We start from the raw sequence: 24925 nt of genomic DNA on the forward strand, positions 1-24925 counted from the left end.
GGTGACCCATGAGGGCCATCGGCGAAAGTCCCGCGGAATCGCCCCCCGAGGACGACTGGATCCACCCGCTCGACCTCGCCGCGAAGCGGGATCCCCTCCCCGGCGGCGGGGTCCGCGTGATCGTGATGGCGACGGCCGACACGCCCGACCCCGACGCGATCGGCCAGGGGCTGCTCGATCTCCTGGCCCAGCGGAAGCGCGCGGCCGACGCGTTCGTGGTCCGGGCCGACCAGGTGGGCTGGAGCGTCGCCCTGGAACAGGGGCTGGCCGACGGCCTGCACCCGATCGTCCTGGTCACGGCGGCCCGCACCCCCTGGACAGCCGCCCACCTGGACCCCCTGCTCGCCGCCATCGACGCCCGCGACCACGTGGTCGGCTGCCGGCCGCTGGGGATCGGCGGCCGGTTCCTCCGCTGGGTCGGCACCCGGCCGTGGCGGATCCTGTTCGCCCTCCCGGTGGCCGACGTCTATTCGCCATTCGTCGCCCACCGCCGCGTGGCCCTGGAGCGGATCATCCCCCAGTCGGAGTCCCGGTTCCTCGGGGTCGAGATCCTGGCCAAGGCGACGTTCCTGACCCACGTGATCGAGGAGGTCGCCGTCCCCGCGTCGGACGCCCCGGATCGGACGTCGTGGCGGGACATCATGACCGTGCTGCGGCGGCCGATCTTCCGCCGCGACCCGGACCCCTCCCCGGCCTCATTGCCAGCGGAAGATCCGCAGGGCCAGGGCGAAGGTGCCGATGGCGTAGGCGCCCAGGACGCCCAGGGCCACCACGACGACGGGGCTGGTCCAGCCGGCCCCCTCCAGCATGACGGCCCGGAGGGCATTCAGGAGCTGGGTCAGCGGTAGGGCCTGGATGAACGGCTGGAAGGCGTCGGGGAACCGCTCCGACGAGAAGAACAGGCCCGAGAAGATCCACATCGGCAGCATCACCAGGTTCATCAGGCCGCTCACGGTCTCGGTGGTCTTGGCCCGGCTGGCGATCAGCAGGCCGATGCCCGAGAACGCCAGGGCGCCCACGACCTCGACCACGCACACCAGCAGCAGGCTCCCCCGGATCGGCATCTGGAAGATCCCCACGCCCAGCGCCAGCAGGACGGCGACGTCGGGGATCAGGAACGTGAGCCGGGCCCCCAGGATCGCCAGCAGGAAGTCGCGACGGGGCATCGGCGTGGCCATGAACCGCTTGAGGAGCTTGGCGATCCGGAAGTTGACGATCAGGAACCCGACCCCCCACAGCCCCCCGCCCATCGTGTTCTGCCCGATCAGGCCCGGGATCAGGAAGTCGATGTAGCGCGAGCCCAGTTCGGTCACCGGCACGTCCGTCGTCCGGATCGGGTCGACGCGTCCGGCCGCCCTCTGGAGGACCTGGTCCACCGCCGCTCGGGCGGAGGTCGCCTCGGGCCGGGTGGGGTCGAAGCGGTAGGTTACCGACCCGGACGGCCCCGGCACCACCACCAGCGGGGCCTTGCCCGTGGTCAGCCTCCGCAGCGCCTCGGCCTCGTCCTCGACGCGGAGCCGGATCACCCCCGCCTCCGGCGCCCGGAGGGCCTTCTCGATCGCCGGAGAGTCGGCGTTCCGGACGAGGTCGACCGGCACCTCCTCCTTGCTGGGGTTCCGGAACGCCAGGCCCAGCCCCAACGCCAGGAGGGTCGGGAAGCCGTAGACCCAGAAGATCCGGGCCGGCTGGCGATAGAACTCGCGGAGCCGGGCCAAATAGAGCCCGAGCAGGGGATGGTACGACTGAGCCATGCTTCCGATGATCCTTGGCGAAAGGTGGTCGGCCATCAGCGCCCGCGACGCTTGCGGCGGGCCGGCTTCGGGGCGTCGGCGTCGGCCGAGTCGCCCTCGCGGAGATGGCGGCCGGTGAGGGCGACGAAGACGTCTTCCAGGCTGACCTGGCGGGTGGTGAGCCGGGCCAGCGGGGCGCCGGTCGTCTCCAGGTGTTCCAGCAGGGCCGGGATCGCGCGATGGGGCTCGCCCACGGTCAGGGCGAACCCGTCCCCCTCGGCGCGGGCGTCCAGGACCGTGGCCAGGCCGCGGAACGTGGCGGGGTCCGGGCTCGGGCCGTCGCCGCCGAGGGCGAACTCGACGACGTGCTCGCCGCCGATCCGGGCGATCAGGTCGCCGGGCGACCCTTCGGCGATGATCTTGCCGTGGTCCACGATCGCCACCCGGTCGCAGAGGCGCTCGGCCTCGTCCATGTAGTGGGTCGTCAGGACCGTGGTCCCGCCCCGCGATCGGTGGTCGAGGATCACGTCCCAGAGCTGGCGGCGCGATTGGGGGTCAAGCCCGGTGGTCGGCTCGTCCAGGAACAGCAGTTCCGGGTCGCCGACCAGGGCGACCGCCACGGCCAGTCGCTGCTGCTGGCCGCCGGAGAGCTGCTCGACGTAGCTGTTCGACTTCCCCTCCAGGGAGACCCGCCCCAGCACGTCCGCCGGTTCCAGCCCCGAGCGGTAGAACCCCCGGAACATCGCGACCAGCTCGCGGACCGTCGACTTCTCCGGGAACCGGGTCTCCTGCAGGGTCACGCCGATGCGCTCGCGGATCGCGGTCGCGGCGGTCTCCCAGCGCAGGCCGAGGACCTCGACATCGCCCGAGGTCGGCTTGTTCAGACCTTCCAGGATCTCGACCGTGGTGGTCTTGCCGGCGCCGTTGGGGCCGAGCAGGCCGAAGCACTCGCCCGACCGGATGTCCAGGTCGAGCCCGGCCACGGCGTCGACCACGCCATCGCGGCCGGGGTACTGCTTGCGGAGGCCCGCCACTCGAATCGCCGACTCGGCCATGATCGCCATTCACCTCGGGCCAACATCCACGCCCCCCGGACCTTGCGAGCGGGCCGGACCATTCTAAACGAGAGGGCCGGGCCCGCCCAGCGGTCGGCGTCGCCACGCATCGACGATCTCAGGTTCAAGCCGGGCCGCGGTCCGCTCCGATAGACCCAGGTAACAGCCCCCGAAGGCGGACGGCCGACCGAGGATGGTCGGGCCGACCGTCCGTAGCGAAGGGGGCGTGGGTCGGCCCATCTTCACAGGATGGGCCGCCGCCCAGTCAGACGGAAAGGGATCTCGATGGATCGACCGATGATTCGCCCCGACGTGGACGGCCAAGGACGGTCGGCCGAGACGCGCGAGGCGTTGGTGCTCCCGAGCCGCCGCGCCGCCTTGAACCTGATCCGCGATGCCCTGGAATCCGGCCCGATCCTCCTGACCGGGCACGCGGGAGCCGGCAAGACCTGGCTCCGCCAGAGGCTCGCGGCCGAGGCCGGCCCGGGGCGATCGTGGGCGGAGGTCGACCTGACGCCCGCCGACGATCCGGCCTCGTTCCTCGGCATGGTCGGCCACGCCATCGGCGTGCCGGGGCGCACCCGGTCCCGGCTCGACATCGCCGAGTTCCTGGCCGAACGGTCCGCCGACGGCGAGCGGTCGATCCTGGCGATCGAGGAGGCCCACAACCTCTCCCCGGCCGTCGCCGAGGAGGTCCGCGTCCTGGCCAATCGGCTCGGGCGTGCCGACGGGTTCGCCGGCCTCATGCTGATCGGCCAGACCAGCCTGGCGTTGCGGATGTCGACCCGGGTCCTGGCGTCGATCGAGGCCCGCCTCTCCGCCCGGGTCCACCTCGGCCCGATCGATGCCGACGAGGCCCGCGAGCTGCTCGCGTGGCACCGGCCCGACCTGCAACGGTCGATCGACGATGTCGAGCGGGCCCACCGCGATGCCGGCGGGAATCCCCGCCGAATGCTCCGGATGGCCCCGGCCATCGGATCGTCGGCCCCGGCCTTCCGCCCGGGGAGTCTGGCGGTGGCCCCGCCGAAGCCCACCCCCCAGATCGCGGCCCCGCCGCCAGCCCCGCCGGCCCGCCGTTCGCCGATGACCGGCCCGGACCGGCCGCCGCTCCGCGTCGAGGATGAGCTGATCGAGGTGGGTTGGTCGCCCGAAGATCCCGTCGCGTCGGATCCCGCCGAACAGGCGGCGATCCCGGCCGAAGACCGGGCTCCGTCACAGGTCGGCGCGGGGATTGCAAGCGGGGAAGAGGCCGTTCACGACCATTACGCGGCCCTCCAGGCCTGGCGCGAATGGGCCGATAACCAGACCCAGCGTGCCCTGTCCGAGCCGATCCGCCACCCCATACCCGGCCCGCCCGCCGATGACGAGGACGTCGACCCGGATCCCGACCCCGACGCGGCCACCCCTTACGTCCGGGTCGATGGGCGGCGTGATTTCGCCCCCTTCGGCCAGCTGTTCTCGCACATGTCGCGGGCCCAGGGGGCCGAATAGGCCGATCGAACCAACGCGGAGGGCCGGATGCTGATCCGACCCTCCGCCCCCGCAAAGAGCGGGTGCCGTCCCCTCGCGACGGTGCTCCCTGCCCTTTCTTCCCGAGAGAAGGGGCGACCTCGGCGGGCGTTCAACCTCTCGTCCCCTCGCGGGACGGTCGGCGAAGACGCTCGCGGGACGGCACTCGCTCCTCAATCCACCAGGCGTCGAGATCCGCCCAACCCCCCCGGCCGGGTGATTTTTCCCGCGCTCATCGCGACAAAACCACCGATCCGATTTATGCTGGGATGGCGACGCAGTGCGGGAAATGAACCCATTGGAGGTCCGTCGCAACGGCCGCGACGACCTGCGTCGGAAGTCTTCGGGGGCTCCCGTGACCTCTATCACACAACCCAAGTCACAGGCCACGGACGCTCCGCCGAGGCTGCTGATCTCGCTCGCCACCTACGACGAGGCGAAGAATCTCCGCCCCCTGGTCGAGTCCATCCTCGAATATGCGCCCCACGCCTCGATCCTGATCACCGACGACAACTCCCCCGACGGGACCGGGAAGGTCGCCGATGAACTCCGGGCCACGCTGCCCAACGTCTTCGTGAACCACCGCAAGGGCAAGCTGGGCCTGGGCACCGCCGTGCTGGAGGGGATGAAGTTCGCCATCGACAATGGCTACGACTACTTCCTCAACCTCGACGCCGACTTCAGCCACCCGCCGCGTTTCATCCCCGACCTCCTGGCCGGGATGGCCGAGAACGACGTGATGATCGGCTCGCGCTACGTCCCAGGGGGCGGGGTGGAGGGGGAGTTCAACCTCAGGCGGAAGTTCATGAGCACCGGGATCAACACCTATGCCCGGCTCTTCCTGGGGCTGAGGACCCGGGACAACAGCGGCTCCTACCGCTGCTATCGCGTCTCCAAGCTCCGCCAGATCGACCTCGACCGCGTCATCTCGCGCGGCTATTCGTTCATGGAAGAGATTCTCTATTGGTGCCGCACGGTCGGCTGCCGGATGGGCGAGACGCCGATCCTGTTCGAGAACCGCAGGTCGGGCTATTCCAAGATCAACAAGCGCGAGGCGGTCGCCGCCCTCCAGATCATCTTCAAGCTGGGCATCTCCCGACTCCTCGGCAAAGCGCCGAAGCGGAGGCCCTGAGCGGCGCAGGGCCGGACGCGACCCGGCCCCCGGGCTCGATCTCCGAGGGTCGTTCGCGCCATGGTTCCACCTTCGCAAGGCCTCCGGGGCTCAGGCCCCGTCGAACTCGCGGACGGTGACGTAGACTTCCTGGCAGGTCTCGGCAATCTTGTCGCCCAGCCCCTGGTGCTTGCTCTCCAGCTGGGCCGAATACATGCCCAGGATGCGGCAGAGGAAGGAGTTCTGGCAGTCGTCGGACTCGTCGACGAGCTGGTGGAGCGAGTCCTCGATCTGGTCGGCCAGGTAGAGGAGGAACTGGGCCTGCCCCTTGACTTCGGCCAGCGACCGGATCAGGTCCTGCGACAGGAAGGTGGCCCGGGGCGGCGCCTCGGCGGGGATGGCGTCGGCCAGCCCGTTGGGCTGGGGCTCGCGGCCGAGGAGATAGGCACTGCCGAGGGGGCCGCGCGGGGTCGTGGTGGCGGGGTTCATGCGGCGTCTCCGTTGGCGTGATACGAGCTGCCCGAGGCGTCCGGGCTGACGGCGGCCTCGAGGGAATGGCACAGCTCGCCGATCAGCCGCATGTTCTCGCACTCGACGGCGAGGTTGGACGAGTGCATCTCGATCAGTTGCCGGAGGAAGATCCGGGTCCCGGGGTCGGCCTCGCCGTCGAATCGATCGACGTCAGCCACCGCCGCCCGGACGAGGTAATCCATGAACTGGAGCTTGCCCCGGATCGAGGTGCAGAGCTTCTCGAGCTGGGCGCGTTCGGCCCGCTGCGACGATGTGGTGAGCTGGGACATCCGTATCATCTCTCCCTGACGCGAGATCGGTCGTGCGGGGCCGTCCCCGACGGGGGGACCGCCCCTGGCGGCCTCGCGAGGCGCATCTTGCGGTCGAATTCATCGATCGGGCAGGCTTCCGGTCGCCTCCGCCGTACGTCCGCGACGAGCTGTAGGTTAGACAGGGGAACCGTCGATCGCAAGCCGGTCGCCGATCGCCGCGACACCGGGAGAATCGACCTCCACAACGGTTCCTCGAAATCCTCCCCGGGTCGGCGACAGGAACCCGCGACGGTGCCGTGAATCGGCCCGGCCCCCCTGCGATCAACCGGAGTTGTGCAAGCGGAGGGATTCGGTTAAAGGATGAGGCCGTCCGAGCCGACCTCCGCAAGGATCGCGGAGCTTCGGGCGAATCCTTCATTCCGGCCGATGACGGCCCGGACCTCCACGGAAGGGGGCCCCGCGGTGAAGCGGGTCGCTTACGTTCTCTCCCTGATGCCGGTCGTGGCCCTGGCGGCCGGGTGCAGCCTGGCCCCCAAGAGCTTCCGCGACATGGCCCACACGGCGCCGATCGTCCGGGCCCGGGCGGTCGGGCTGGGGGACAAGCAGTCGGCGGCGGTGTCGGTCCCCGCGATGATCGAGCGGCTGGACGACAGCGATTGCGTGGTGCGGATGGCGGCTAACGACGGGCTGAAGACGCGGACCGGCAAGGATTTCGGCTTCGTCCCCTGGGGCGGGGCCGAGGAGCGGGCCGAGGCGACCTCGCGATGGAAGGCGTGGTGGAGCGGCCAGGGGCAATCCGTCTCGCCAAGCCCGCAGAGTTCGGCTAAAGTCGCGACCCGTAACGTCCGGGCCCGCCGCAGGCGAGGCCGGGCGGAGGCCCAGGGAGGGGCGACGACAACATGGACGATGAACCCGTCTCCGCAATCCGCCCCCTGACCCCCGCCGCGAGCCTGCTCGCCGCGCCGGTCGGGGTGATCCGCTACCTGGGCGTCCTGGGTCTGCTCGGGGTCGATGCCTTGAGCGCCGCCCGCCCTTCCCCGTCCTTCCTCCGCGAGACGGGCCGGCATTTCGAAGGTTTGCTGGCGATGGGCCTGCCGCTGGTGGCGGTGGTCCACGTCGGGATGGGTTCGTTCCTGGCGATGCAGGCCTACTTCGGCGCCACCTTCCTGGACGGGATCGGGCCGGTGGTGGGGGTGGGGCTGGTCCGCAACCTGGCCCCCCTGCTCGCGGCCCTGACCCTGGGCGGGATCGTCACGGCCCGATACGCGGCCGACCTCCGGGGCATCCGCGACGCGGACGGGTTCGACCCGGCCCGCGAGGCCTCCGGCCGGATCCTGGCGGCGGCCCTGGTCGGCCCGGTGCTGGCGGTCTGGGGCGCGGGGGTCGGGATCGCCGTCGGGTTCCTGGTGGCCCACAAGATGATGGGCGTGACCGTGCCCCAGTTCTTCGACCTGTTCAGCGAGATGCTCTGGATCCGCGACGTGTTCGGCCTGGTGGGCAAGGGGGCCGTCTTCGCCCTGGTCTCGGCCTGGATCGCCTGCCACGAAGGGCTCCACGATCACGGCCCGATCGCCACCTCGGTCTGCCGCGCCGCCTGCCTGGCGGCGCTGGGCGTGCTGGTCCTCAACGGCGGATCGTTCCTCCTCCTCTATCATGCCGGCCCGGCCTTCGGGCCGACCGTGCTCACGCCCCCGACGGGCCGTTGACATCAAGGACGATGGACCCATGACGGCAACTACCCCTGAAGGGATGGACCCCCGATGAGAACGCGCACCTCGGGACGCGAGATCTGGGCCGGCCTGGTGGTCGTCCTGGCGTTGGGGGCGATGTTCGGCCTGTTCGCGATCGCGGGCGGCGGGCCGGGCTTCCTGGCCAAGCGATTCCAGATCGACGTCGACTTCCGCGACGGCCAGGGCATCCGGCCTGGCAGCCAGGTGCGGATCGCCGGCATCGACGCCGGCCGGGTGGTCGACGTGACCCTCGCCGAGATCGAGGGCGTCCTGCACGCGCGGGTCCGCCTGGCCATCCCCGACGACCTGGCGGCCCGGCTCCGGTCCGATGCCAAGATCACGATCCAGTCCAGCCTCACCGGCCAGTCGCGCGTCAACATCGTCTCGGCCGGCCGGTCCGACGAGCGCCTGGCCGCCAACCAGGTGCTCCGGGGGGTCGAGACGACCCTGTTCGACCCGATCCTGGAACAGGTCGGGCTCGGGCCCGTGGAGCGGAAGCACCTGAGCCACACGATCGCCCAGGTCCGCGAGACGGTCGACCTGACCACGCCGAAGGTCCGCGAGATCGTCGCGGCGGTGAGCGACACGACCAACGGCCTCCGCGCCACCTCCGAAGCGATCCGGCCGAGGATCGAGACTACCGCCGAGCACGTCGAGGAGACGCTCCGCCGCGTCAGCGCCGCCACGCCCAAGGTGGAGCAGGCCCTCACCCGCGCCGCGTCGCTGTCGGCGAACGTCGACGCGATGCTCGCGGAGAACCGCCCCAACATCCAGGCCACGGTGGCCGGCATCAAGGAACTGTCCGCGACGCTGAAGGCGGCCGTGGACCAGGGCCAGCCCAAGGTCGCCAAGCTGCTCGACAACGTCGAGAGCACCCGGGCCCGCGCCGACATCGCCCTGTTCCAGGCCGGCCAGCTCGGGGAATCCGCCAACCAGATGCTGTCCCGTAACAAGACCGACATCGAGCGGACCATCGCCAACGTCAAGGATGCGACCGACTGGGGGAGCAAGCTCGTCCAGAAGATCTACGCCAACCCGTTCGTCCTGAGCCCCCTCTACAAACCCACCCCGGAAGACATTCGCGTCCAGGTCGTCTACGACTCGGCGCAGGTCTTCGCCAAGGGGGCCCAGGAACTCGACGACGCGGTCCGGAAACTCGAAGCCATCCAGTCCCGGCCCAACAACGCGGCCCAGCAGCGCCAGGAGATCGAGCAGATCCGCCGGCTCGTCTCCGACGTCACCGGCCGTTTGGGGGCCGTCTCGCAGCAACTCAGCGAAGGCCTCAAGCCCCGGACCCGGCGCTAGTCGATCCGATCGGGCCGATTCGGGACGGATCGCCCGATTTTCCGACTTCGGCTCAATTCGATCGGTCCGGCCGCCGATAGATAAGGGTGTGGAAGCTTGAGGCGGATGCCTCGAGCACCACGGCCAGGCCCCGGGAAAAGGAAGGTCAGGCGTCCCAGACGCCCGAAACTGCCCGGTTAGCCGTCGCCGTGGGTCTGTGATGAACATCGCCTGCCTCCCGATTTCGGGAACGTGGGTCCAAGACACTGAGGAAGAGGGAGGCTGCCATGGAAATCCACGGTGCGGGCGGGGCCCAGGGCCCCCAGGCGATCTACCCCCGGTTGGCCGCGTTCGGGGTTGAGGGCGGCCAGACCGTCCACACGACCACCCCCCGGGACCATGTCGAGATCTCCCCGCTGGGCCAGATGCTCGACGGCATCAGCCGGCTGCCTGAGATCCGGCACGAGCGGGTCGAGGAGATCCGCCGCCAGATCGCCGACGGGTCCTACGAGACGCCCGAGAAGATCCAGGTCGCCCTGGATCGCCTCCTCGACGAACTCAGCGGCTTCCGCTCCTGAACATGAGCATGAGTGGGACGCGATGCGAATCGGCGACCGGAAGGCCTTCGAGCCTGCCCCGGCCGTCGATTTTTGCGTTGATCCTTCCGCCCGGAGCTTCGGCAATCCGCCGGATTTCATGGCCGCCCCAACCTCGCGGCGGTCCCGAACCGGATTCGTCGATTTTCTCCCTTGCTCACCGGGCCAGGAAGCATTACATTGTGTCCTCGCAACGTGCCCGTAGCTCAATTGGATAGAGCGTTAGCCTCCGGAGCTAAAGGTTGCAGGTTCAAGTCCTGCCGGGCATATCAGGGCCGGATCTCTTTAACCAAGAGATCCGGCCCTTTTTTTAGATACGTAGATTTGTTTTGATCGGCAGGTCGCCTCGGTTCTCCTGGTGAAGCCCTCCCAAAAGTCGACCGATGCCCAGGTCCGAGCAGATGCCGTGACCGGTCCCCCACTCGCACCGTCGAGTTGACGGCCGCCACCCGCGCCCGCCCCGGGTGCGGCCATCTGCGTCCGCAGCGTCGACCGCCTGCTCGACCGCTACGATGAGTTGCTCGCCCTCTCACTGTCTGGCCCGGCCCGGCTTCGTCGCATCACCTCCGACCCTGGGCAGGTGATCCTGGCTCTCGACGGCCTGCAGCCCGACGTCGGCCACGAGGCCCTCTGGGTGCTCCGCGAGGTGCTCTCCGGCGAGATCCTCCTGGCCCGGAGCCTGCTCTCCTCCTGCCGGGCCGACCTGGCCGTGATGATTGTCGAGATGAAGGCCGCCCTCGGGCCCGAGGGAGCCACTGGAGCGCCGATCGTCGGCGTGATCTCCGTCGGACAGCACTCCATCCGCGATGCCATGGCCCTGGCCGTGCCCGGCGTCCCGCATCAGCTCTGCCAGTTCCACTACCGTCGCCGGGCGGCTCGGCCGATCTACGAGGCCGATCGCCACGCCAAGGTCACCCTCAAGAAGGAGGTGCGTGGCGTCCGCCCGATCGAGCGGGCCGTCAAAGGACGCGACGACGAGGAGGTCAGGGCGATCCGGGGCTAATGTGCCGCGGTCCGCTTTGTCGCTGGCCGACGACGGCCGGCCGCCGCTGGAGGCATCCGGGCTGAAGCTGCACGATCGACCGGCCCGGATCGCCGCGAGCCTGGACGAGGTGGCCGGCAAAAGGGTCTCCCGAGAGAGTTGAGCAGGTTGAGGCGTCGCGAGTCGGTCGTGGGCCTGGACGACGCGATCGGCCATTTCCTGAAGGTGATGCGGAGCGGCTGGCCCGGGCTGTTCGCCTGCCATGACACGACCGACCTGCCGCGGCCCAACAATGGCCTGGAGCAACTGTTCGGCTCTTATCGCCATCACGAGCGGAGGTGCAGCGGCCGAAAGGTGGCGTCGCCGGGGATGGCGATGCGGGGCTCGGTGCGGCTGATCTTGACGACGGCGACCCGGATGCGGCCGATCGAGGGGCCGCGCGACGGCCGAGGATGCGGAGACCGCCAACCCAACTGAGTTGGAAGCTCCGGCTCATCGATGCGGATCAGAGAACGCGAGAAGGCCGCGAAGCGGTCCCCATAATGGACGTGTCCGAGGTCGCCCCTGGAATATGCGCGGAAGAAAGTTCGCCACCGGCGGTGAAAAACCCGCCGCCTGGGAGGCCGCCCCTAAGTTGCCCCGTGCGGGTAATGTGCTTGTGCCGCCGGATTTACGGTGTGATGACGGGTCGGCATGGGAGATGCCCAGGGCACAACAGCGTCGAGTTCGGTCGGGGCCGCCGCCGGCCCGACCCGCCCGCGGCGAAGCGGCGACCGGGCGTTCCTCGGATGGATCCCCAGGAGGGATCATCCCGCCCGTAGCTGGGCCACATGCTGATCGGAGTCACCCACTTTGGCGTCCCATCCCGACCGCGTGACATGCCGACGGACCGGCTTCACCCTGATCGAACTGCTCGTCGTGATCGCGATCATCGGCGTGCTGATCGCGCTCCTGCTCCCCGCCGTCCAGGCGGCCCGCGAGGCGGCACGCAACATCCAGTGCAGGAACAGCCTCAAGCAGCTCGCGTTGGCGGTCCACAATTATCACGACGTGTATGAATGCTTCCCCTCGGCCAGGCCGTCCTCCTCCCCCCAGTACGGCCACCTGGTCACGCTCCTCCCCTACCTCGAGCAGGGGGTCCTGACCAACGCCTTCAACGTCGCGGTCCCGGGCGGCTTCGCCGACGCCGCGAATCAGACGGTGGCGAACACGAAGTTGGCGGTCCTGCTCTGCCCGTCGAACCCGGTCCAGAACACCATCCGACTCCGCAAGTCGAGTTCGACCGGGAAGTCCTACGGGGCGTTCATCACCGATGCCAATGGCAATCCCATGACCGGATGGGTCTCCGACTACTGGGTCAACCACGCCATCAGCGCGGCGACCTACGCCCTGATGGGGGCCGCCTCGGCCCCCGATCCGATCCTGAAAGGGACCGCGCCACGCATGGAGGACGTGACCGACGGCCTGTCGAACACCACCCTGTTCCTGGAACACGCGGGCTACGACAAGCACTACGTCAAGGGCGTGGGATGGCCGATGCCGGAATCGGACCTGACGCTCGATCAGCCCGGCGCCTGGGGGGCGTGGCTCGGCTGGTGCGCCTTCCAGGTCCAGGGGTATTCCAATTCGCCCCCGCCGGCCACGACGAGCACCCCCGCCGGCCTCGACTGCGCGATCAATTGCAACAACTCGCAGGGCGTCTTCGGCTTCCACCCCGCCGGGGCGAACGTCGCCATGGGCGACGGCAGCGTGCGTCTGCTGCCGTCGACCATGACCGTCCCCGCACTGATGGGGATGGTCAGCCGGAATGGCGGCGAGATCGCCCAGCAGCCGTGATGCTCGCCCGAGGGTAGCCCATCCGGGGCCGCCCGAGTCCACGGCCGCCCCCGCCCCGATCGACCGCATCGCCAGATCGATCCCCTATCTCCGAAGGTCACGCATGACATCCCGATCCGCAACACGAATCCTCATCGCCCTCGCCCTCGCATCCCCGGTCGTCGCGACAACCGGTGCCGCGGGAGAGCCCCCCCTCATCCGGTCCGCGAAATCGGGCGCCTGGTCCTCGAAGGAGACCTGGGACCTGGGCCGGGCCCCGATGGCGGGCGATCGCGTCGTCATCCGGCCCGGCCACAACGTCGGCTATGATGTCGCGTCCGCCGACGTCATCCGCCTGGTCCAGGTGGCGGGCACGCTGGAGTTCGCCAGGGATCGGAGCACCCGCCTGGAAGTCGGCCTGCTCACCGTGACGGCCTCCGAAGAGCCCTCGGAGGAGGGCTTCGACTGCCACGCCGCCGGCGCCCCGATGAAGCACGGCGCGGCCGGCTCGGACAACCGGCCCCAGCCGGCCGACGCCATCTCGGCACCCCGGGATAAGCCATCTCTCCTGGTCGGCAGGCCGGGGTTGCCCATCCCCGCCGAATTCTCGGCCACGATCCGCCTGCACTACGTCGAAGGGATGGACAAGCAGTCCTGCCCGGCCATCGTCTGCTGCGGAGGGCGGATGGAGTTCCACGGGGCGCCGATCGCGAAGACGTGGCTGAAGCTCCGGCAGACCGCGGAAGGCGGGGCGAGGTCCCTGTACGTGGACGAGTGGCCCGAGGGCTGGAAGCAAGGCGACCAGATCATCGTCACGAGCACGACGCGCCAGCGCGACGGCAACCGCGTCGGCGGCGACTTCCTGGCGGGTGCCCAGACCGAGGAGCGGAGGATCACCGGGCTGACGCCGCGAGACTTCACCGGCGGATATTCGGTGAAATTGGACCGGCCCCTCGCCTTCCCGCACTTCGCCGAGGGGAATTTCCGGGCCGAGGTGGCCAATCTCACGCGCAGCGTCGTGGTCGAGTCGGCCGACCCCGATGGAGTCCGCGGCCACACCATGTACCACCGGAATTCGGCCGGCTCGATCCACTATGCCGAGTTCCGGCACCTCGGCAAGCGCGACGAGAAGGGGCGTTACAGCATCCACTTCCACCTGGCCGGAGAAACGATGAGGGGCAGCTCGGTCATCGGGGCCTCGATCTGGGATAGCCACAACCGCTGGATCACGATCCACGGCACCGATGCCCTCGTCGTCCGCGACAACGTCGGCTACAAGAGCGTCGGCCACGGCTACTTCCTGGAGAGCGGCACCGAGATCAACAACATCCTCGACCATAACCTCGCGGCGCTGGTCCTGCCCGGCAAGCCTCAGGAGGACCAGGAGGTCCCCTTCGACCCGAATCGGGGGGCGGGATTCTGGTGGGCGAACAGCCAGAATAGCTTCACCAGGAACGTGGCCGTCGAATGCGCCGAGTACGGCTACCGATTCGACACCAAGAAGACCGAGGCCTACGATCCGATCCGGCCGATCCGCCAGCCCGACGGCTCGGTGAAGAGGCAGGACACCCGCACCTTGCCGTTCGTCCGGTTCGAGGACAACGAGGCCCACACGATGAAGTTCTTCTGCCTGAACCTCCGCGGGGTGACGCGTCCGGAGCAGGGGCTCGACTTCTACAGCCAGGGCGAGAGCCTGGCCCGCGAGGCCTCCGAGGCGATCCCCGAGCCGGGCCACCCGTTCTGGATCCGCGACTTCCGCGCCTGGGAGGCGAACTGGTCCACGCACCTCGGGACCACCGGCGTCTTCGTCGACGGGCTCGAGTCCTTCCGCTGCGACGTCGCCATCTGGCGGTCGATCATGGATGGCTCCGGATTCCGGAGGATGGCGTCCAGGGACATGCGAGTGAATGACATCCACAACCCGATCAGTTCGGGCTACCTCCCCTCGAAGTCCGAATCGGACCGGGGCGTCTTCCGAGGGGTCTCCAGCTTCAAGGATGAGATGCCCCCGACGACGGTGATCACCAGCGCGGTGCGCGACGGCAACCTGGTCATCGTGAAGGGGTCTTCGGTCGACACGAGCGACCTGCGGAGGGTCACCGTCAACGGCCGCCCGGCCCGGTCGACGCGCGGCAGCTTCGCCGAGTGGGAGATCGCCCTCGATGCCCGGGGCGGCGAGCCGTTCGAAATCTCCGCGGTTTCCGAGGACGTCCACGGGCATGTGGAGCCGAGGCCTCACGTCGTTCATGTGGGCCTGTCGGGGCCGAAGTGATACGGAGTGCCCACAGCGGCTCGGCCGGCTGCAGCTTGGGAGTGCAGGGCGGCATCTAGTGCAGGACCACGCCCGGCGGCCCGTCCAGCTTGGCCCCATCGGGGTCGGCCCACCGCGCGAATCCCTCCAGGGCCAGGGGCATCCAATCGGCGTTCGCCTCCGGCAGGATCAGCTCCGGGTTCCTGCTGCTGGCCGGGTGCACGAACCCGTAGACGGAGACCCACCGATACCTGGCCCGGCCGGGGTGCTCGCGGCGCAGCTCGACCATCCGGACGGCCAGGGCGTCTCTTCCATCCCTGTTGCCGCTCGGCCGTCGGCATTCCGCCGCTTGAGGACCGTGCGGACCCAGGCGGGGGTCGGGCCGACGTGGGCGTCGACCCCGGGTGGGCGAGATCTCCCGCAGGGCCTGGGGCGAGACTTCTTCTGATGGCCGAACGGGAGGCCGGCGAGGGCCGCACCAGGATTGATCGGGATTCGCGATCGTCCCTCGCCCTCGGGGCGGCCCCGCCCGGTCCCCGCCCCATGAGGCCCGGGCCTACCCGCCTGCGAGCTTCTCCTCGCTCAGGTTCTCGTGCCCCATCACCGCCCGCCGCACCATCTCGGCCCTCCCCCGGGCCTCGGACGCCTTGCGGTCATACAGCGCGGCGAGATCGGCCTGCCCGGCCTCCCGGGCATGGGCGGCCATGTGCTCCATCAAGATCGAACTCTCCTGCACCGAGCGGACGGCGTTCCACAGCGACTCCTCGACCACCTCGGTCATCTCGGACAGGAGCGAGTCGGCCGTGTAGGAATGCCCGGTGTGGCATCGGTAGCGGGGCCCGCCGCCGGTCTTCATCCGCATGAGGACGCCGTGGCATTCTGGGCAGGCGAACAGGGACGGCTCGCCGATGTCCCTGACGCCGGCCTGCAGGGCCTTATCCTCCATGGCGATCCTCGTCTCGATCTCGAGGCCCTCGGGCACGGGGAAGTCGCGTTCATCGGGGCCGAGGCCGGCCACCAGTTCGGCCAGGGTCGGGGCGATGTCCTCGGCCCGGAGGCGGTGGTCGACGCGGGACTGCCGCAGGGCCGCCTCGGGCATCGAACGCGCGAAGGCCTCTTCGGGCTCCTGGACGATGGCGACCCCGCCGCGGGCCTTGATCGCCCAGAGCCCCGCCGCCCCGTCGTCGAGCCATCCGGAGAGGATCACGCCCACGACGCGCGGGCCGTAGGCCAGGGCGGCCGAGCGGAACAGCGGGTCGACGGCCGGGCGGAAGCGGTTCTCCTTCGGGCCGCGGGTGACCCGCACCCGCCCGTGCTCCAGCAGCAGGTGGTGGTCCGGCGGGGCGATGTAGATGCGGCTCGGCGCAACAGGCTCGCCATCCCGGGCATGGGCGGCCGGGAGCTTGCCCCGGTGGTTGAAGATCTCCGGGAGGAGCCCCGGGCTATGGGGCGAGGAGTGGAATGCGACGAAAACCGCCGCCGGAAGGCCGGGCGGGAACCCGTCGACGATGACATTCATCGCCTCCAGGGCCCCCGCCGAACCCCCGAACACGATGATGTCATGACCGGCCATTCGGACCCCGTCCTGCCGGTTCGTCTCGGCGTGTACTCGCGACTTAGGGAGGAATACCTCCCACTGTAGGGATCCCGCCGGGGCTTGGATAGTGGGCCGGGAAGATCGCCCTCCCCGGCCGCGATGATCACCCGGGCGACGCGGTTCTCCCGGGACGACCTCGCCGATCGGCCCCATCGGCGGTAATCTTTGAGCGAAACGGTATGGGGGCGGTCTCGCTTTTGCTGGCGTGGGGTTGGGCATCCGGCCCGATCCGTCGAGCCGCGTCGGCACCGCGGGCCGCCCGACGGAAAGGATGAAGCGCCTTGGATCAGGACAGCCTGCCGTCCCAGGACGATGCCGCCCCTCGGCCCGACGAGGAGACGAATCGGCGGGCCCAGCCGGTCGACACCGAGCAGCCGCCGCGGCTGCCGTTCCCGGTCGTCGGGGTTGGGGCCTCCGCCGGCGGGATCGAGGCATTCGGCGAGCTGCTCGACGCCATGCAGCCCGACTCCGGCATGGCCTTCGTCTTCATCCTCCACCTGCCCGCCGACGCCGAGAGCCACCTGGCCGGCATCCTCGCCCGCCGCACCGCCATGCCGGTCCGCCAGGTCGAAGATGGCATGCCGGTCGAGCCCGACCACGTCTACGTCATCCGCCCCGGCCACGTGACCACCATCCGCGACGGCCGCCTCCGCCTCGGACCCGAGCTGGGCGGGCCTCGGGCGGCCAACCGGCCCGTCGACGACCTCTTCCGCAGCCTGGCCGAGGAGCAGCGCGAGCGGGCCATCTGCGTGGTCCTCAGCGGCCTGGGTTCCAACGGCACCGCCGGGGCCCAGGCGGTCAAGGCGGTCGGCGGCCTCTGCATCGCCCAGGATCCGGACACCGCCCAGTACCCGAGCATGCCCCGGCACCTGGTCGAGGCCGGCTACGCCGACCACATCCTCCGCCCGGCCGAGATTCCCGACGTCCTGCTCGCCTACGCCGCCAGCTCTTATGCCTCGGGGGGCCGCGAGCAGGCGGCCGGCCCGGTCCTGGACCGGGAGGGGCACCACCTCCGCGAGATCCTCGCCGTCCTGCGCACCCGCACCCGGCAGGACTTCTCGGGCTACAAGAAGGCGACGCTGCTCCGGCGCGTCCAGCGGCGGATGGGCCTGGCCCGGCTCGGCTCGATGGCCGAGTACGCCCGGCTGCTGCGGCAGACCCCGTCCGAGGTGACGTCGCTGTCCGACGACCTGCTGATCCACGTCACCGGCTTCTTCCGCGACCCGGAGGCCTGGGATGCCCTCCGCAGCCGGGTGATCGCCCCCCTGGTGGCGGGCCGCGATCCAGGCGGGTCGGTCCGGGCGTGGGTGTCCGCCTGCTCCAGCGGCGAGGAGGCGTACTCGCTGGCGATGCTGCTGGTCGAGGAGGCCGAGCGGGCCGGCAAGCCGCTGGACGTCAAGGTCTTCGCCACCGACCTGGCCGACCGCACCCTGGCCCACGCCCGCGCCGGCGTCTATCCCGGCGGGATCGAGAGCGAGATCAACCCGGCGCGGCTGGAGCGGTTCTTCGCCCGCGAGTCGGAGATGTACCGGGTGCGGGCCGACCTGCGGGACCGGGTGGTCTTCGCGCCGCAGAACATCCTCCAGGACCCGCCGTTCTCGCGGCTGGACATCGCCACCTGCCGCAACCTGCTGATCTACCTGGAGCCGGACGTCCAGCGGCGGGTGCTCCACCTGCTCCACTTCGGGTTGCGCGAGGGAGGGGCCCTGTTCCTCGGCTCGTCCGAGGCGGTGGGCGGGGCCGATGGCCTGTTCGAGGCCGTCGACCGGAAGGCCCGCATCTTCCGGCGGGTCGGGCCGACCCGGCACGGGGCGATCGACTTCCCGCTCCCCCACCCGCTCGGGGCCGCAGAAGGCCGGCCGCTCGGGGTCGCCACCGGCGCCCTCCCGGCGCGGCCGACGCGGGCGGACGGGCCGCCGACGTCGCTCGGCGAATTGACCCGGCAGGCCCTGCTGGAGTCCCACACGCCGCCGGCCGTGACGGTCGACCGGGATGGCCATGTCGTTTACTTCCACGGCGACGCCGCCCCCTACCTGCGGATGTCCGGGGAGCCGACCCGGGAGCTGCTCCTGATGGCCCGGGAGGGGATCCGCGGGACGGTCCGGGCGGCCCTCCACCGGGCGGCGGCCGAGGGCGCCCGGGCGACCGAGCCCGGAGGGTGGATCGATCGGGAGCCGGGCCGCCGGGCCCGGGTGGCGATCACCGCCTCCCCGGTCCCCGACCCTGCCGGCGGCGACCGCCCACCCCCATATTTCGTGGTCAGCTTCGAGGAACGGGGGGAGGTCCCCGCCCCGGGGTCCGCCCCGCCGGACGCCCCCGACGGGTGGGAGTCCGAGGTCCGCCGGCTGCGGGGCGAACTGCAGGGCACCATCGAGGAGTTGCAGACGAGCAACGAGGAGCTGAAGGCCTCCAATGAGGAGGTGACCAGCGTCAACGAGGAACTCCAGAGCACCAACGAGGAGCTGGAAACCAGCAAGGAGGAGATGCAGTCGCTCAACGAGGAGCTGACCACCGTCAACGCCCAGCTCCGGGCGAAGATGGAGGAACATCAGGCTGCTTCCAGCGACCTGGCCAGCCTGCTGGCCAGCACCGACATCGCCGTCCTGTTCCTGGACACCGACCTCCGCATCCGCCGGTTCACCCCGGCCGTCCGGGACCTGATCGACCTGATCCCGGGGGACGTCGGCCGGCCGATCGCGGCCCTGGCCCACAACTTCGACGACCCGGACCTGGACGCCGACTGCCGGTCCGTGCTGGACCGGCTGATCCCGGCCGAGCGCGAGGTGGCCGGGGTCGACGGCCGGTATTACCAGCGGCGGGCGACCCCTTATCGGACGACCGACAACCGCATCGACGGCATCGTCCTCACCTTCGTCGACATGACCCCCCGCAGGCGGGCCGATCAGGTGGTCCGGGCGAGCGAGGAGCGGCAGGCGTATCTGCTCCGGCTTTCCGATTTGCTGCGGCCGCTGGACGACCCCGCCAAGATCAGGGCGGCGGCGGCCCGATTCCTGGGCGAGCATCTCGGCGTCAACCGCGCGGTGTACGCCGAGGTGGCGGGCGAAGACTGGTCGGTCGCCGAGGCGTACGTGCGGGGCGTCGAGCCGCCCCAGGACCGCCACCCGACCGAGCCTTTCGGCCGGTGGATCATCGATAGCCTCCGCGCCGGTCAGATGTTGGTCATCCGGGATGTGGGGACCGACCCGCGGTTCGAGCCGAGCCAGCGGGAGGCCCACGAGGCCATCCAGATCGTCGCCGCGGCGGCCGTGCCCCTGGTCAAGGGGGACGAGCTGGTCGCCATCCTGGTCGCCCAGGTCGCCGCGCCTCGCGACTGGACGGAGCACGAACTGGGGTTGATCGAGGAGACGGCCGAGCGGACCTGGGCGGCGGTGGAACGGGCCCGGGCCGAGGCATCCCTCCGCGTGAGCGAGGAGAAGTATCGGTCGCTCTTCAACTCGATGGACGAGGCGTACGCGGTCGTCGAGATGATCCGGGACGAGGCGACGGGGCGGTGGGCCGACTTCCTGTTCCTGGAGGTGAACCCGGCGTTCGTCGAGCACACGGGGATGGCGTACCCGGTCGGCCGCACGGCCACGCAACTGATAGGCGAGCCCAACCCCCGATGGGCGGAGACGTATGGCCGGGCGGCCGAGACGGGCGAGCCGCTCCGGCTGGAGGTGGCCGAGCCGATCCTGGACCGCACCTTCGACCTCAACATCTTCCGCCTGGGCGGCCCGGGCAGCCGGCGCGTGGCGGTCCTCTTCACCAACATCACCGACCGGAGGAGGAGGGAACAGAATCTCGCGTTCCTCGCCGACATCGCCCATGACTTCGCCGGCCTGTGGGGCGGCGACCAGATCATGCGGGCCGTGGGCGAGAAGCTCGCGCGGTTCATGAACATCCAGCGGTGCCACTTCGCGCTCATCGACGAGACGGCCGACGAGTGCCGGTTCCTCGACCGCTGGGATGGGCCCGGGCTGCCGCCGCTGCCTCCGGTCATCCGCCTCTCCGAGGTCGCCAGCGAGGCCCTCCTCGACCCGCTCCGTCGCCGGGCCACGGCCAGCAGCAACGCGGTGGAATACGGCCCGGGGATGAGGGATGCGCACGCGAAGGTCGGCACCGGGGCGTACATCACCGTCCCGTTCCAGCAGCGGGGCGATTGGAAATATGTCTTCTCGGTCAATGCGATCGAGTATCGCCGCTGGCGCGACGACGAGATCGAGCTGGTCGAGGAGATCGCCAATCGCCTGTTCCCCCGGCTCGAGCGTGCCCGCGCCGAGGCGGCCTTTCGCGAGGGGGAGGAGCGGCTGCGGCTGGCCGTCGCCATCGCCGGGCTCGGCACCTGGGACTGGGACGTGCGGACCGGGCGGGTGGTGTGGAATGCCGAGCATTTCGCCATGCAGGGCTACACCCCGGGCGAGGTCGCCCCGAGCTACGAGGCGTGGCGAGCCCGGGTCCACCCGGACGATCGTCCGGCGGCCGAGGCGGCCCTGAACGCCGCCCACGACGCCCGCGCCCCGTTCGCCCACGACTTCCGCGCCCTCCATCCGGACGGGTCGGTCCGGTGGCTGTCCGCCCGGGGGATCTTCTTCTACGACGAGGCCGGGGCCGCGATCCGGATGATCGGGGTGATGCGGGACGTCACCGACCAGAGGCAGGCGGAGGACGCCCTCCGCCGGAGCGAGGAGCGGCTGCGGCTGGCCCTCTCGGCCGCCCGGACGGGGACCTGGGCGTGGGACGTGGCGGCCGATATGCACACCCGGGACGCCAATCTGAACGCCCTGCTCGGGCTGGGCCCGGTCGAGAGCGTCCGGCCATTCGCCGAGTTCCTCGGCCACGTCCACCCGGACGACCGGGACTTCGTCCGAACCGCGTTCGATCAGACCGCCCGGCACGGCCGACCGCTGGGCATCGAGTTCCGCGTGGTGCGGCCCGACGGGGAGGTGGCCTGGCTGCGCGACCAGGGCGACGTGTTCGACGCGGGCGGGCAGGCCCGCCTGGCCGGTGCGTGCGTGGAGGTGACCGACCTGAAGGAGGCGGAGGCGGCGCTACGGCGGGCCAACGACGAGCTGGAGGGACGGGTGGCCGAGCGGACGGCGGACCTGGAGCGGGCGATGGACTCGCTCGCGGCCGAGATGGGGCGGAGGCGGGAGCTGGCCCAGCGGCTGGGGACGGCCCAGGAGGACGAGCGGCGGCGGGTCAGCCGCGACCTCCACGACACGATCGGCCAGCTCATGGTCGGCCTCTCCCTGGCCTTCAAGGCCGTCGAAATGTCCGGCGACCTCCCCGCTTCGGCCGCCGCCAAGCTGGCCGACGCCCAGCGTGTCGCCGACGCCCTGGGCCGGGAGGTGCACGGCCTGGCCATCCGGCTCCGCCCCACGTCCCTGGACGACCTGGGGCTCGTGCCGGCGCTGGAGCATCTCGTCGCCGAGTGGTCGGAGCGGGCCGGGACCCAAGCCAACTTCATGACCGCCGACCTCGGCACGGGGCGGCTCAGCCCCGAGATCGAGACGGTCATCTACCGCGTCGTGCAGGAGGCCCTGACCAACGTCGCCAAGCACGCCCGGGCGTCCGCGACGAGCGTGGTGTTGAGCCGCTCGGATGGGCACGTGATGGCCGTGATCGAGGACGACGGCGTGGGCTTCGTACCGGGCTCCGTCCCGGCGGGGCGGCTCGGGCTCGTCGGCATGGAGGAACGCATCTCCCTGGTCGGCGGGACGCTGGAGGTCGAATCGGCCCCGGGATCGGGGACGACACTCCTGGCCCGCATCCCGATCAGCCGGAGATCGGAGGGGGGGGATCATGGGACCTAAACTCAGGATCGTCCTGGCCGACGATCATCACATCGTCCGGGCGGGGTTGCGATCCCTGATCGAAGCCCACCCGGGCCTGGAGGTCGTCGGCGAGGCCGCCGATGGCGAGTCGGCCTGCCGGCTGGCGGCGAGGCTCGAACCGGACATGGCCGTGCTCGACATCTCGATGCCGGTCCTGGGCGGGCCGGAGGCCACCAGGCGGATCAAGCTGAGGAGCCCCGGCATCAAGGTCCTCATCCTCACCGTCCACGAGGACCGGAGCTACCTCCAGCAGGCCCTCCAGGCGGGCGCATCGGGCTACCTGCTGAAGCGGGCGGCCGCCGACGACCTGATCCATGCCATCCACGCCGTCGCCCGCGGCGGGACCTACCTCGACCCGAACCTGGCGGGCAAGATCCTCGGCGGCAACGCGGGCCGCCTCCCCCGCCCCGGCGAGGACCCGGCCCCGGCGCTGAGCGATCGCGAGGAGGAGGTCCTGCGGCTCATCTCACGCGGCCTCTCCAACAAGGAGATCGCCGCCCGCCTCGACCTGAGCATCAAGACGGTCGAGACGCACCGGGCCCGGGGCATGGAGAAGCTCGGGATCGCCGGGCGGGCGGGGATCGTCGCCCATGCCATCCGTTCGGGATGGCTGGCCGGGGACGAGCCGACCCCGTGACGTCGTGTCGGGGAAACCCTTCAGCCGAATGCGAGGCTCCCCGACTTCGTGGCGCGACCCGATCGGCGAAAATTCCCAGGCTGCAGCACGCCGACTGACAACGGCTCGTCATCGGGCGAGCCCGGCCGGCCCGCGGCGGGGATCGACGACATGCCATCATCCGAGGAGAAGTCCTCCCCCCGCGAAATCGTGGGGGCGGGCGGAACCGCAGGGGAATTCTCGGCGGAGGATTCCATCCTGGTCGATCCGGACGACCCGATCGCCCGCGAGTTCATCCGAACCGAGGCCGCGTCGGGGGCCATCCGCATCGCCCGCTGCAGCGGGGGACGGACCCGGATCATCCCCGTGGGCGGGGCGGTCCAAGGCCGCGAGTCCGCCCGGGACCGCATCCGGTCGGCCGTCCTCTCGGCCAGGATCAAGCTCGTCCGGGAGGAGTGCTTCGGGCCGGATGGCACCCTGGTCCTGGCCGCCTACCTGGGAGTCGACCAGGAAACCTGGTCGGGCTACGAATCCTGGGTCACCATCCCGGGCCCGATCCTCCTCGAATTCATCGCGATCACGTCCGCCCGGCCCGCGTGGCTCCTGAGCGGGGCCGGCCCGCGCTACGAGGGCGGGTCGGCCGGATGACCCAGCCCCGAGCGGAGCGACGCCCCGGCCGATCGAGGCGGGCGAATCGACGACGCGGGTTTCCCCCGACGCAAAATCGCCGATCTCCCCGATGATTTCTGAAAGGATGTGTATTTAAACTGATCTTCAAGTCGGTCCGATCGGCGGCTTTCGCCCGCCGAGAGGGCCCGACCCCGGGCGAGATTCGAAGCGGCCCGCGATGCCCCAGGCCCCGGCCGTCCGCGAGGCCCGCACGAGGCCGCAGCCTGATGCCAGATGCGAATCCTACACCAGGAGGCTGGCCGATGCCCGCGGAATCGAGCATGCGGATCGCGAGAAGGCTGCGTCTCGTGAGGGTCGCCCTCTATGGAGAGGACGGCGAGGCGGAATTCGCCGATACGCTCGGCCTCCCGCCCGGGACCTGGGCCAACTACGAGGCCGGGGTGACGATCCCCGGCCATGCCATCCTCAGGGTCCTCGCCCTGACCGGGGTCTGCCCGAGATGGCTGCTGGCCGGGGACGGACCGCCGACATACCTGGATCAGAAAGCGGAGGCGAGCGCCGATGGATCAACGCCAATACCTGGAGGCCGTGGCGCGATGCATATCGATCATGGTTTTCTACCACAATACCGAAAGATCCGAGCGTTGTGACGAATCGATGACGGCCGAGATCCAGGGCGTGGCCGACATGCTCGCCGGCATGACGCAGCCCGACGAGGACCCTTACCGGCTCCACATCCCGGTCGAGGAGGGGCTGATCGCCCGGTACGGGCCCGAGGTCGGCCCCCGACTGTTCGCCTCGTTCGTGGATGCCTACGAGAGCGCCCCATCGTTCGTGCCCTTCTACCCCCCGAGGGAAATGCCGCGATCCGGGCGAAGGCCCATCACGGCCGAGGCCTCGGGCAGCCGCTCCGAATCTCGTTGATGTTCATTCTGGCCGCGATCGTGAGAGCGAAGAGCCGGCGGTGCAGGCCCGCGGACTCGGGGGCGGCGGGGGATCTGTGCCCCCGGTTCGAATGATCGGGCCTGCCGGGCTCGATCGGGCGACCGCGATCGGCGGTCGAACTGTTCGAGAACCTTCGAAGCACATCGGCGCCGCCTGATATCATATCAGGGAAACCCGGGCTCCATTGCCATGCCGGCCGGACTCAGGCATCATCCCCCGGGATGCCCGCATTTCACGCGAATGACGGCAGGGCTGGCGCCTCCTCCGCAGACCGCGACCCGCACTCCAGGGCCGGCGATGGATCCGTCCCGGGGCCCGTCCCATCAGGCCCGGATGGTGGTGGCCCCGTGGCTGATGTGTCCAGCGTGATGCCACTCCCCTCGTTGGGGATGGCCGCGGTGCCGGCGGCATTCGTCCCGAGGTAGTTACCTTGAGGATATTGCTCGACCCGCCAGCGA

The 24925-nt window shown here is 70.3% G+C and carries 19 protein-coding genes, 1 tRNA gene and 1 pseudogene; 15 read left to right on the forward strand and 6 right to left on the reverse strand.

What is annotated here, in order from left to right:
* Positions 1–695 precede the first annotated feature (695 nt).
* Both TA3x_RS25470 and TA3x_RS25475 read right to left on the reverse strand, forming a co-directional pair.
* Complete coding sequence (locus TA3x_RS25470; protein ID WP_435017481.1) at positions 696–1751, reverse strand: ABC transporter permease; 1056 nt, start codon at positions 1749–1751, stop codon at positions 696–698.
* Between the two features lie 35 nt (positions 1752–1786).
* Positions 1787–2785 carry an ABC transporter ATP-binding protein gene (locus TA3x_RS25475; RefSeq protein WP_435017482.1) on the reverse strand — a complete coding sequence of 333 codons (999 nt, stop codon included), beginning with the start codon at positions 2783–2785 and terminating at the stop codon, positions 1787–1789.
* A gap of 297 nt (positions 2786–3082) precedes the next feature.
* On the opposite strand from TA3x_RS25475, the gene TA3x_RS25480 reads away from it, so the two are divergent.
* Together TA3x_RS25480 and TA3x_RS25485 are read left to right on the forward strand one after the other, a co-directional pair.
* Positions 3083–4276 (forward strand): AAA family ATPase, encoded by a 1194-nt coding sequence (locus tag TA3x_RS25480; RefSeq protein ID WP_435017483.1) that lies wholly within the window; start codon positions 3083–3085, stop codon positions 4274–4276.
* Between the two features lie 373 nt (positions 4277–4649).
* The gene (locus TA3x_RS25485) at positions 4650–5426 is read left to right on the forward strand and encodes a polyprenol monophosphomannose synthase (RefSeq protein WP_435017484.1); all 777 of its coding nucleotides are present in this window, start codon (positions 4650–4652) and stop codon (positions 5424–5426) included.
* Between the two features lie 90 nt (positions 5427–5516).
* On the opposite strand, the gene TA3x_RS25490 is transcribed toward TA3x_RS25485, so the two are convergent.
* A complete protein-coding gene (locus tag TA3x_RS25490) occupies positions 5517–5894 on the reverse strand; it encodes a hypothetical protein (protein WP_435017485.1) in 378 nt (125 codons plus the stop codon).
* Positions 5891–6205, reverse strand: coding sequence for a hypothetical protein (locus TA3x_RS25495; RefSeq protein ID WP_435017486.1), 315 nt, complete (start codon positions 6203–6205; stop codon positions 5891–5893). The genes TA3x_RS25490 and TA3x_RS25495 overlap by 4 nt, the downstream gene beginning before the upstream one ends.
* 444 nt (positions 6206–6649) lie before the next feature.
* Between TA3x_RS25495 and TA3x_RS25500 the strand changes: the two genes are divergently transcribed.
* From TA3x_RS25500 to TA3x_RS25535, 8 genes and pseudogenes are all read left to right on the forward strand, one after another.
* Positions 6650–7123 carry a hypothetical protein gene (locus tag TA3x_RS25500; RefSeq protein WP_435017487.1) on the forward strand — a complete coding sequence of 158 codons (474 nt, stop codon included), beginning with the start codon at positions 6650–6652 and terminating at the stop codon, positions 7121–7123.
* Positions 7087–7893 (forward strand): MlaE family ABC transporter permease, encoded by an 807-nt coding sequence (locus TA3x_RS25505; RefSeq protein ID WP_435017488.1) that lies wholly within the window; start codon positions 7087–7089, stop codon positions 7891–7893. Before TA3x_RS25500 ends, TA3x_RS25505 begins: the two co-directional genes overlap by 37 nt.
* Before the next feature lie 54 nt (positions 7894–7947).
* A complete protein-coding gene (locus tag TA3x_RS25510; protein ID WP_435017489.1) occupies positions 7948–9222 on the forward strand; it encodes an MlaD family protein in 1275 nt (424 codons plus the stop codon).
* A 266-nt stretch (positions 9223–9488) separates the two neighbouring features.
* Positions 9489–9779 (forward strand): flagellar biosynthesis anti-sigma factor FlgM, encoded by a 291-nt coding sequence (locus TA3x_RS25515; RefSeq protein WP_435017490.1) that lies wholly within the window; start codon positions 9489–9491, stop codon positions 9777–9779.
* 213 nt (positions 9780–9992) lie between these two features.
* Positions 9993–10066 (forward strand) — tRNA-Arg (locus TA3x_RS25520).
* 194 nt (positions 10067–10260) lie between these two features.
* Positions 10261–11205, forward strand: a pseudogene (locus TA3x_RS25525) (ISNCY family transposase); the annotation flags it as partial.
* Between the two features lie 447 nt (positions 11206–11652).
* Positions 11653–12615: a DUF1559 domain-containing protein gene (locus TA3x_RS25530; RefSeq protein ID WP_435017491.1), complete on the forward strand. Its 963-nt coding sequence runs from the start codon at positions 11653–11655 to the stop codon at positions 12613–12615.
* Between the two features lie 103 nt (positions 12616–12718).
* On the forward strand, positions 12719–14866 hold the full coding sequence (locus tag TA3x_RS25535) for a G8 domain-containing protein (RefSeq protein ID WP_435017492.1): 2148 nt from the start codon (positions 12719–12721) through the stop codon (positions 14864–14866).
* A 55-nt stretch (positions 14867–14921) separates the two neighbouring features.
* Here TA3x_RS25535 and TA3x_RS25540 read toward each other — a convergent pair whose 3' ends face one another.
* The gene (locus TA3x_RS25540; RefSeq protein ID WP_435017493.1) at positions 14922–15134 is read right to left on the reverse strand and encodes a hypothetical protein; all 213 of its coding nucleotides are present in this window, start codon (positions 15132–15134) and stop codon (positions 14922–14924) included.
* A 267-nt stretch (positions 15135–15401) separates the two neighbouring features.
* On the reverse strand, positions 15402–16418 hold the full coding sequence (locus TA3x_RS25545) for a chemotaxis protein CheB (protein WP_435017494.1): 1017 nt from the start codon (positions 16416–16418) through the stop codon (positions 15402–15404).
* 305 nt (positions 16419–16723) lie between these two features.
* Here TA3x_RS25545 and TA3x_RS25550 point away from each other — a divergent pair, with 305 nt between their 5' ends.
* The 5 genes from TA3x_RS25550 (at position 16724) to TA3x_RS25570 (ending at position 24446) form a co-directional block, all read left to right on the forward strand.
* A complete protein-coding gene (locus TA3x_RS25550; protein WP_435017495.1) occupies positions 16724–22255 on the forward strand; it encodes a chemotaxis protein CheB in 5532 nt (1843 codons plus the stop codon).
* Positions 22245–22913: a response regulator gene (locus TA3x_RS25555; RefSeq protein ID WP_435017496.1), complete on the forward strand. Its 669-nt coding sequence runs from the start codon at positions 22245–22247 to the stop codon at positions 22911–22913. The genes TA3x_RS25550 and TA3x_RS25555 overlap by 11 nt, the downstream gene beginning before the upstream one ends.
* Positions 22914–23063: 150 nt before the next feature.
* Entirely contained in the window at positions 23064–23540 is a 477-nt protein-coding gene (locus TA3x_RS25560; protein ID WP_435017497.1) for a hypothetical protein, read from the forward strand.
* Between the two features lie 284 nt (positions 23541–23824).
* Positions 23825–24172, forward strand: a complete 348-nt coding sequence (locus TA3x_RS25565; protein ID WP_435017498.1) for a hypothetical protein — start codon at positions 23825–23827, stop codon at positions 24170–24172.
* Positions 24173–24179: 7 nt separating this feature from the next.
* Positions 24180–24446, forward strand: coding sequence for a hypothetical protein (locus tag TA3x_RS25570; RefSeq protein ID WP_435017499.1), 267 nt, complete (start codon positions 24180–24182; stop codon positions 24444–24446).
* Positions 24447–24925 lie beyond the last annotated feature (479 nt).

Origin of the sequence: Tundrisphaera macrotermitis (genome assembly GCF_051175315.1) — a bacterium.
Classification (GTDB): Bacteria; Planctomycetota; Planctomycetia; order Isosphaerales; family Isosphaeraceae; genus Tundrisphaera.